The organism is Nocardioides sp. (assembly GCF_025964975.1).
GTDB lineage: Bacteria > Actinomycetota > Actinomycetes > Propionibacteriales > Nocardioidaceae > Nocardioides.
The window spans coordinates 1-9,422 of record NZ_JAOPXV010000127.1 but is presented as its reverse complement, the minus strand read 5'-3'; the positions used below and the strand labels follow the sequence as shown (position 1 = coordinate 9,422).

9 protein-coding genes are annotated in these 9,422 nt (G+C 70.3%); 4 read left to right on the top strand and 5 right to left on the bottom strand.

Translation table 11 applies throughout. From position 1 onward, the window contains the following. The 3 genes from JWN68_RS09430 to JWN68_RS09420 form a co-directional block, all read right to left on the bottom strand. The coding region (locus JWN68_RS09430; protein WP_297738050.1) for a hypothetical protein at positions 1–504 on the bottom strand (504 nt) is incomplete at its 3' end. A gap of 351 nt (positions 505–855) precedes the next feature. Next, positions 856–1,563, bottom strand: a complete 708-nt coding sequence (locus JWN68_RS09425) for a TIGR03936 family radical SAM-associated protein (RefSeq protein WP_297738048.1) — start codon at positions 1,561–1,563, stop codon at positions 856–858. A gap of 49 nt (positions 1,564–1,612) precedes the next feature. After that, positions 1,613–2,932 carry a hypothetical protein gene (locus JWN68_RS09420; protein ID WP_297738046.1) on the bottom strand — a complete coding sequence of 440 codons (1,320 nt, stop codon included), beginning with the start codon at positions 2,930–2,932 and terminating at the stop codon, positions 1,613–1,615. An 84-nt stretch (positions 2,933–3,016) separates the two neighbouring features. Here JWN68_RS09420 and JWN68_RS09415 point away from each other — a divergent pair, with 84 nt between their 5' ends. From JWN68_RS09415 to JWN68_RS09405, 3 genes are read left to right on the top strand one after another with little or no spacing between them, the layout of a single operon-like run. Beyond that, positions 3,017–3,793, top strand: coding sequence for a glycosyltransferase family 2 protein (locus JWN68_RS09415; protein ID WP_297738044.1), 777 nt, complete (start codon positions 3,017–3,019; stop codon positions 3,791–3,793). Next, positions 3,790–4,185, top strand: a complete 396-nt coding sequence (locus tag JWN68_RS09410; protein WP_297738042.1) for a DUF2304 domain-containing protein — start codon at positions 3,790–3,792, stop codon at positions 4,183–4,185. Before JWN68_RS09415 ends, JWN68_RS09410 begins: the two co-directional genes overlap by 4 nt. Beyond that, entirely contained in the window at positions 4,175–5,080 is a 906-nt protein-coding gene (locus tag JWN68_RS09405; RefSeq protein ID WP_297738040.1) for a glycosyltransferase, read from the top strand. Before JWN68_RS09410 ends, JWN68_RS09405 begins: the two co-directional genes overlap by 11 nt. An 18-nt stretch (positions 5,081–5,098) precedes the next feature. On the opposite strand, the gene JWN68_RS09400 is transcribed toward JWN68_RS09405, so the two are convergent. Together JWN68_RS09400 and JWN68_RS09395 are read right to left on the bottom strand one after the other, a co-directional pair. Continuing rightward, on the bottom strand, positions 5,099–7,645 hold the full coding sequence (locus JWN68_RS09400; protein ID WP_297738037.1) for a rhamnan synthesis F family protein: 2,547 nt from the start codon (positions 7,643–7,645) through the stop codon (positions 5,099–5,101). After that, the gene (locus tag JWN68_RS09395) at positions 7,642–8,181 is read right to left on the bottom strand and encodes a hypothetical protein (RefSeq protein ID WP_297738034.1); all 540 of its coding nucleotides are present in this window, start codon (positions 8,179–8,181) and stop codon (positions 7,642–7,644) included. Before JWN68_RS09395 ends, JWN68_RS09400 begins: the two co-directional genes overlap by 4 nt. A 35-nt stretch (positions 8,182–8,216) precedes the next feature. On the opposite strand from JWN68_RS09395, the gene JWN68_RS09390 reads away from it, so the two are divergent. Next, a complete protein-coding gene (locus tag JWN68_RS09390) occupies positions 8,217–9,281 on the top strand; it encodes a prolyl oligopeptidase family serine peptidase (protein WP_297738032.1) in 1,065 nt (354 codons plus the stop codon). The last annotated feature ends 141 nt before the right edge of the window (positions 9,282–9,422 follow it).

Here is a 9,422-nt window from a genome sequence, read left to right as displayed (position 1 = left end):
GAGGTCACCCTCGAGCGCGCTGCTCGCCTTCTTGGTGGTCTTCTTCGCAGCCGTCTTCTTCGCCGTCGTCTTCTTCGCGGCGGGGGTCTTGGCCGCTGCCTTCCTGGCGGCTGTCTTCTTGACGACCGGACCTGCGGCCTCGCCGTCGGTGCTGGTCGAGTCGCTGGCCGAGTTGCTGGCCGAGTCGGGCAGGAGCGAGTCCTGGACGGAGTCGGCCTGCTTGGCGGTCGTCTTCCTGGTCGCGCTGGACCTGGTCCGCGTGGTCTTCTTCACGGTCGGGGCCGCGGGGGTCTCCATGGGCTCCTCGGCGGCCGTGACGGTCGCTTCCGGGATCACGGCGGCGTCGGCAGCCGCGGAGGCCGCCGGAGTCGCGGTCTTGCGGGTCGCTGCCTTGCGGGTCGTCCTCTTCACCACCGGGCGGGCCGGGGCACTTGCCTCGTCGGGCGAGGAGTCAGACGACTCGGGGGTGCCGGTGGCGGTGTCGTTCGGGTTGTCGTCGAGCACTTTTCGCTCTCCTTGCCGGTTCAGGAGGATCAGCTCCGTAGCCGTGTCGGCGTCGCGAGGCCCGGAGGGCGTCGGACGCAAAGCCTTCGTGTGGCGGCGACTCTCCCCGCGTGCGCGTCACCTGATGCGCGTCGGCCACCCGTCCGCGGTCGCTGGGCCGCATCACTGTCACTGATGCACGAGCCGCGTCGCGGAACTGGTGTCGACGTTCACCTGGCGTGCCGGACCTTGAGGGGGTTCGGCGGATGTGTCGTCGGCTCGTCGTGGATGGCGAACCATCCCCGACGAACGTGGCGAGTATCGCACACCCGCCCCCGATCGCAGGTTCCACAGGTCGGGGCCAGCCGCCGATCAGACGAGCGGGTCGCCGATCGAGCCCGTCTCGTCGAGCAGCCCCTGCGCCATTCGCGTCATCAGCGGCGCCTCCCCCAGCGACAGGCCGGACACCGAGGTCAGGGCGGTCAGCACGTCGTCCGGGCGCACGGCGGGCACCCCGTGGCGAAGGACGAGCTGGAGGGCGGTCGCCTCACCGTCGGGAACGGCCGTGAGCGCCAGCACGGCCCCGCGGGTGTCGAACTCACGCAGGCCCTTCTTGGTCATCCGCTCGACGAGCACCTCGCCCGCGGCAAGGAAGATGTCCACGGCGGTGCCCACCGCTGCGGCCGGCAGGTCGACGTCGATCTGCCAGCGGCTGGCCTCGAGACGATCGGCCAGGGACCCCCCGGGCGACTCCGCCACCTCGAGGACGTCGAGGCCCGGCGGAAGGGACTCGTCCAGGGCAGCGTGCACGTCGGCGGGGACCAGGACCTCGGACAGGGCGATCTCGAGGTACTCCGCCTCGCTCGCAGACCCGGTGGGCGCAGCCCCGGCGTAGGAGATCCGTGGGTGCGGGTTGAATCCGGAGGAGTAGGCCATCGGGATGCGCGCGCGGAAGACGGCTCGCTCGAAGGCGCGGCTGAAGTCGCGGTGGCTCGTGAAACGTAGACGGCCGCGCTTGGCGTAGCGCACCCGCAGGCGCTGCACCGGGGGCGGCTGTTGGGGTGGGTCCTTGCGTGCCATGGCGCGACAGGCTATCTGCCGTCGACCGGGACGGCGCCAGCGCCGGTCGTCACATGATCAAGGAGTCGTACCCCATGACGTACGGAGCCGAGGCATAGGCGACCAGCGCCAGTACGGCCATGACCTGCGCAGTCCGCGTGCAGAGGACGAGTGCGGCGAACGCCAGCCCGATGGGCCAGATCGCAAGGCCGTACCTGAAGAGGATGCCGATGTACTGGTCGGTGGTCAGGAACACCATCAGGTCGAGCACGATCGCTCCGAGCGCCGCGCCCATGAGATAGCCCGGCGCGAGCTGTCGGACGAACGGCGCCTGCCCCGCGGCAAGCCCACTCCAGACCGCCAGCGCACTGCCCGCCATGAGGAACATCATCCAGACGCTCGCGATCGCCAGCTCCTTCTCGCCGTACGGGCCGAGGAGGCTCACGCTGTCCAGGAGCAGTCTCGGGAGCGGCAACGACTCGACGAGGTAGTCACCCGGGGGCGGAGGGTCGGCGACCTGGGTCAGCCGGAGGACCACCATCCAGAGGACCGTGAACCCCAGGGTGCTCCCTGCCAGGACCGCACCACCGATCAGTGCCCGCAGCCGGTCGGACCGGTCGAAGACCTTCGGCCACACGATCACCGACAGGAGGGTGACCCCGAGACCGATGACGACCACGAGATTCGATCCCTTGACGCCCGCGACCGCCAGGCCGGCCAGCACGAGGCTCCACCACGGCCACTCGCGGCGAAGGAATCGCAAGGTCGCCAGCGCCGCGAAGGCGCCGACCGGGATGTCGAGCGCGTGCGGAGTGATGAAGGTGTACTGCTGCAGCAGCGCAGGCACCATCAGCACGCAGGACGAGACGATGAACGATGCGACCCGGCCCGCACCCACGGCTCGGGCGAGCAGGAACAGGCTCCACATGCTCAAGGCTGCCCACAGCGTTCCGACCAGGCGACCTGCGACCAAGGGGCTATCGAGCAGACCGGTCTTGATGAGCACGCCGGCGACGGAGCCCGTGACCACGAAGTAGAAGGGCGGATCGGCTGCGGCCGAGTTGGCGACGACGAAGGGCTCTCCCTCGCGGCACGGGGGCGGGGCCGGCGGACCGAGCCGGGCGATCCCCCGGCACGTGCGCGCGTCCTGTGCCCACTCGGTCAGGACCTCGCCGTTGCGCATGAAGAGGTCGCCCTGGGAGACCTGGTGGACGCGCTCGAGGTACTGCCACTCGTCGAAGATGCTGAGCTCGGTGTTCTCCACCGCCTGGTCGACGACGAACGGGGCCGCGAGAATCGCGAAGACCACCAGCAACAGGGCGTGTGCCCGCCAACCGCGCACCCCGTTGATCCGCTCCCCGAGCGCGTTCACCTTGGTCCCGATAGTCACGCGGGGAGTATGCCTCAGCGATCTCGGGCCCCGAGCGGCCCCGTCGCGTCCGACCGCGGCGTGTCGGATTGCTACGATCCCGGCGTGCCGCGAACCGATCCGTCAACCCGCGTGCTCGTCATCGTCCCGGCGTGGAACGAGCAGGAAAGCGTGGGCCCGACCGTTCGCGAGATCCTCGGCGTGCATCCCGAGGTCGACGTCCTCGTCGTCGACGACGGCTCGGGCGACGCGACCGCCGAACGCGCAGAGGCCGCCGGAGCCAGGGTGGCGCGTCTGCCGTTCAACCTCGGAGTCGGCGGTGCCATGCGCACCGGCTATCGCCACGCCGTCCGCGAGGGATACGACGTCGCGGTCCAGATCGACGCCGACGGCCAGCACGACCCACGCTTCCTGCCGTCCTTGATCGCCGAGCTCGACCACGCCGACATCTGTATCGGGGTGCGATTCGCCAAGCCGGACGACCCCTACACGGTCCGGGGTCCGCGTCGCTGGGCGATGTATCTCCTCGCCAAGGTCCTCAGCCGGCTCGCCGGCACCCGGCTGACCGACGTGACCTCCGGATTCCGCGCCTGCAACCGTCGCGCGATGAAGGTCTTCGCCGAGCACTACCCGGCCGAATACCTCGGCGACACGGTCGAGTCCCTCGTGATCGCGACGCGGGTGGGCTGCACGATCACGCAGGTGCCCATCGACATGCGGCGCCGTACCGCCGGCACTGCCAGCGCCTCACCGGTGCGCGCGGCCCTGTTCCTCTTCCGCGCCGTCGTCGCGCTCGGCCTCGCGCTGGTGCGCAAGTGGCCGGCCAACTTCGACGAGGGCGTCGTCGGCGAAGCCGGCCCGCTGCCCCTGGACGTGGCATGAACAGCGCCACCGTGCTCGGCCTCGCGGCCGCTGTCATCGTCGTCATCACGCTCTTCGAGATGCTGCGCCGGCACCGGTTGCGCGAGAAGTACGCGCTCATCTGGTTCGTCCTCGCCATGGGGTCGTTGACCGTCGCAGTGTTCCCGGCGTTGCTCTTCGGGCTCGCGGACCTGCTCAACGTGCAGGTGCCGTCCAACCTCGTGTTCTTCATCGCCTCCCTCCTGCTGCTGGCGATGAGCCTCCAGCACAGCTTCGAGATCGGGAAGCTGGAGGAGCGGACCCGCACCCTGGCCGAGGAGGTCGCGCTGCTGCGGTTGGACGCCGACGCCACAGCACCGGGGCGGATGACAGCACCGAACGCCGCCGAGCCGACGGACCGCAGTGTCGAGTGATGAGGGGCAGGAGGATCGCCTGCACGTCCTGATTCCCTACTGGGGGCCTCCAGGACTGCTCGACGCCACGGTTGCCTCGGTCCTCTCGCAGACCGACCCGCGGTGGCGCGTCACCATCGTCGACGACGCCTATCCCGATCCGACAGCGCAGGAGACGTACGCCGACCACCCGGACCCACGGGTCGAATACGTGCGCAACGAGGTCAACCTCGGCATCGCCGGCAACTTCGAGAGGTGCCGCACCCTCGCGACCGGCACGCTGGCGATGTTCCTGGGCTGCGACGACCTGCTCCACGACGACTTCGTGGCGACGATCCGGCGACTGCACGCGGCCCACCCGGACGCCGAGATGATCCAGGTCGGGGTGCGGGTGATCGACGGTGCGGGTCAGCCGTCGCACGGTCTCGCCGACCGGGTGAAGGCCCTCATCCGGCCCCGAGCGTCCAGCCCGCTCGTCCTCGGTGGCGAGCGCCTCGCTGCGAGCCTCCTGCGCGGCAACTGGCTCTACTGGCCGTCCCTGGTCTTCCGGGTCGATGCCCTGCAGCAACGCACGTTCCGCGCGGACCTGCCGATCATCCTCGACCTCGCCCTCATCATGGACGCGATCGTCGCGGGCAACCGGTTGGTGCTCGCGCCCGAGATCTGCTTCGACTACCGCCGCCACGACGAGAGTGCCTCCTCGCTCAGCCTGCTGCAGGGCGAGCGGCTCGCCGACGAGCGGCGCTACTTCGGCGAGGTGGCGGCCACGCTCGAGGCCCGTGGCTGGTCTCGTGCGGCCCGAGCAGCGCGCACTCACTGGACGTCTCGACTCCACGCGGTCTCGCTGCTTCCGGCCGCCGTGGGCAGTCGGTCGCGCAGCGTCACCTCACGCGTGCTGCGACACGTCGTGGCCTAGGCAGCACGAGGGCTGGACTCAGCGCAGGTTGAGCTCGCGCAGGCGCTGGGCGAAGCGCCAGGCCGCCTGCCCGTCGAGCGGGACGACACCGGGACGGTCGTCGACCGGCCTCCCGACGTCGCCGGCATCCAGCGCCGACTGGAGCTGCGCGAGAAGGCCGTCGGTGTCGCTCACCGGCTCGACCGGAGGCCAGCCGTCGCCCTCGAACACCGGCTCGGGGGCGCTGCGGGGCTCGCGGTCGCTGCTTGCGGCGTACTGGATGACGGTGGTGCCCAGGACGAGAGCGTCGAAGGCCTCCGCGACCCAGTCGGTGACGACCGTGTCTGCCACGCGATGGATCAGGCTCGACCACGGTGTGGAGCGGGCGTTGAGGGAGATGACGTTGCCGCTGGCGAACGCACGGGTCCAGCCGTCCCGGCGATCGACCCGGGTCTCGCGGACACCGATGACGACGTCGTGGGCGCGCGCCCACTCGCTGAGCCGGGCGATCTCATCGGCTGTGTGGTGACACGGGCCGGCGGTCCACCAGACGACCAGGCGCCGGCCGCCGACCCGCTCGCGCAGCCGCGCCTCCTCCGCGGCGAGGTCGACCGGCAGGTCCATGGCGAGCAGCAGGTCGTGGCGCGGCAGTCCGGTCGCCCACATCTGGCGCAGCTCGAGCTCGGGCTCGGCGGCGGCCCGGACGAGTGCGTCGGCCTGCGAGGCGACGGCCATCGCCTTGAGCTTGCGCCATTCCCCCTCGGGGTCGGCCGAGGCGAAGTGGGCGAGCACGGGAAGCCCGATGCCGGCATGGATGAAGTCGTGCCGCGAGGGTGCGAGCGGCAGGTTGACGGCGAGGTTGGGCTCGGCGTCGACGAGGATGCGAGCGCATCGGACGAGCAGCCGTTGCCCGTCGACGGTGTTGAGCGGCAGCACGGTGACGTTGTCACCTTCCAGCACGTCGTCGAGGCGGCGCGGGCCGGTGAGCACCACCTTGCGGATGCTCGGGTCGTGCTTCACCTGCTCGAAGACGGCGCGCAGACCGGGATCGAGCCGGCCGGTACGGGGATTGGTGCAGAAGGCCCACCAGTGCCCGAACGCCGGGGACTCCCGGTCGAGCTTGCGGAGCGCCCCGCCCCACACCGACCTCGGCGCGACGATGCGACGCCCCTCCTCGTCGAGGCGCACGGTGTAGGCCTCGTGCAGCCGGTCGGCGGGCGAGACACGCGCGATGTTCCTCTCGATCTTCTCGATTGGAGCAAGCGGCGCCACGGCCCGGAGCCGCTCGGGCCATGAGTCGAGATCGAGCACGTGGAGGGGGTTCTCGGCGAGGTAGTTGCGCTTGACCAGAGGGAAGCCGCGGTCGATCAGGTCGAAGACCTCACCGGAGTAGAGCGGGTGGAACGCGTAGAGCTCGGGGATGTACGTGTCGAAGTCGAAGCCGGCGTCCATGAGGTAGCGGCTGATGCCGACTTCGTACTTGTGGACGACCAGCATCTTGTCGCGTTGGCCGCTGACGGTGTCGAGGCGGAACCTGAAACCCGGGTCGCTGAGCACCGGGCGTCGGTAGACGAGGAAGTAGGAGCTGAGGTGGAGATAGTTGACGTCCGTCCACTTGCGTGGGCCGATGAAGCGTTCCTTCGCCTCGGCCAGTGGGATCGGGGTCTCGTCACCGTCGTAGGCCTGACCGTGCTCCATCGAAGTCGCCTGCAGGCCCCACCAGTCGCACGCGGTGGCGTCCATCCGGGCGAAGACGTCGTCGAGGGGCCGGACGAGGTAGCAGCTGTCGTTGGCGAGGATCACCTCGTCATAGCGGTCGAGCACGTCCCAGCCGACGAGGTCGCGGGCCAGCATCGAGAACGACCCGAAGTCATAGGCGGCGTGCGGGACGGCCCAGGCGCCCTTGGTGACGCCGGCGATCTTGTCGAGCTCGCCCGGCTCGAGCACGCCGTCGGCCAGGTAGTACACGTCCGCATGGCGGGCGAGCTCGGCCAGGTAGTCCACGACGTAGTCGTCGATGACGCCATCACGGTCGTAGGCGGCGAAGAGGCAGACCCGCTGCGGACGCTCGGCCACCAGGCTCCCCGGGCGGAACGGAACCTGCTCCGGGATGGGTGCCAGGCCGGACTGACGGCCGATCAGGAGGTAGTGGATCAGCGGATTGACCTGGGTGTCGGTCGGGTCGAGGTGCGCGGCCCAGTAGGACCAGAGGTCGAAACGGAGGCTGGGTGCGCGCAGGTCGAGCCAGCCCTGCTCGACGAAGTGCCGGACGGGGTCGACGCCCAAGGTCAGCCGGTGCTCGACGGCGTACTCCTCGGCGTCGAAGAGGTCGCTCGCAGCCACGACGGCGCAGGCCGCGTTGAGCAGCACCTCGGTCGGCGGCGGCAGCGGCTCACGGTCGTCGATCGGCGGCAGGCCGTCGTCCAGCGCACGTCGGACCAGCGCCTGGCCGGCGTCCTGGCCTTGCTCGGACGCTCGTCGCCACTGTCGGGCGAACCGGTGCCACCGGTGCTGGAAGTCGCGGACCGTGTCGCGGCGGGTCACGAGCTCGCCGACGTCGGGAGCGGTCTCGGCTGATCCGGTCATCGTCGTCGGGGCGGGTAGGAGTCCGCGCCGCGCGACTCCGGGGACAGCAGGAAGTGCACCAGCGGGTTGACCCGGTCCGCGAACACGTCCGGGTGGTCGGCGCAGTACTGCGCGATGTTGAAGTGCTCGCTCGGGCTGCGGAAGGGGTCGTACGGGTGGCGCAGGAAGTGCACGGCCGGGTCCATCCCGAGGTGCGCGACGTCCGGGTGTGCGCGGATGTACCACGCCGCGTCGAACAGCTGGGAGCTCCGGATCAGCTCGAGGTGGACCGCCTCGGTCCGGCTGAGGGGTCGGAACCGTTGACGGAGGATCTTGGTGCCCTTGCCAAGGCCGGCGTTCTCGATGCGCAGCCGTGCGGCCAGGGCGGTGGCGAACTCGTCGGCCGCCTTGATGGCCCGGTCGCGGTCGACCCGGATCTTGATCTCCTTCTCGGCCCAGGTCTCCTTCTCGGCACGCAGGGCGGCCAGCTCGGAGCGCGCGGTCGCAAGCTCTGCGGTGAGGCGGGCGATCTCGTCGCTGTCCGTCGGGTCTGGCACGTGCGCGACCTTATCGTCCGACCTACGGTGGTCACGTGACGTCCCTGTACCGATTCGCGACGGTCGTGCTCTCCGGAGTTCTGCTCGTGGGCTGTTCCTCGACTCCGTCCGCCGACACGGCACCGAGGCCGACTCGCTCTCCCGACGTCTCCCCCTCCTCGTCCGTCCCTACGTCGTCGACCCCGACACCCACCCCCACCGCGACGACCCGGACCACTCCCCCCGACCCCGTGTCGATGGCGGCCCTGAAGGCCGCGACGCACGACGGGTCCCAACTGCGGCTGGGTGCTGTCCGCGAGCGGACGTCGGCGTACACGTCGTTCGACGTCAGCTACCGCGCGACCACAGGTCCCCGCTCGTTCACCATCACCGGGGTCCTCAACGTGCCCACCGGACGCGGTCCCTTCCCTGCCGTCGTGCTGGCCCACGGCTACATCGACCCCGCCTACTACGTGCGCGGCCAGGGCATGACCCGGGAACGAGGCGTGTTCGCCAGCCGGGGCTACGTTGCGCTGCACGTGGACTACCGGGGGCACGCCGAGTCCACCGACGACCCGCGCTCCGACCGCAACCTCCGGTTGGGCTACTCCGCGGATCTCATCGCCGCCGTCAAGGCACTGCGTGCCTCCGACGTGCCGGTGGACGCCGACCGGATCGCGCTGATGGGCCGGTCGATGGGGGGCGGCGTCGTCATGAAGGCACTGATCGCCGAGCCGGGACTCGTCCGGGCGGCCGCGCTGTGGGCGTCCGTCTCGTCGCTGGAGGCCCAGAACTTCGACCAGTTCATCCGCCCTGACGGCGACTCCCGCGCCGAGGCACTCGTGCGGGCCCACGGCCTGCCCGAGGACCAGCCGGCCTTCTGGCGCGCCGCGTCGGCTCGTCCCTACCTCGGCGAGATCACCGAGCCCGTCCTGCTCGTGCACGGCCGCTTCGACGACACCTGTCCGCCGCGTTGGGCACGAGCGACGCAGTCTGCGATGCGACGGGCCGGCGTCGAGTCGACCCTCGAGTGGTACGACGACGGGCACGCGTTCGGACCCGCGTTCCCCGCCGCGATGGACCGGACGATCCGCTACTTCGACCGTCAACTGGGCGGTTGACGAACCACGAGGGTTTGCCCCGTCGAGCACCGAGGGGGATGACATGTCGGGGTATCAGTGGGCGCCCGCGCCCGTCCATCAGCAGCCGCAGGAGCAGCAGGGTTCCAGCGCGATGGCGGTGGCGGCACTGTTCCTGTCACT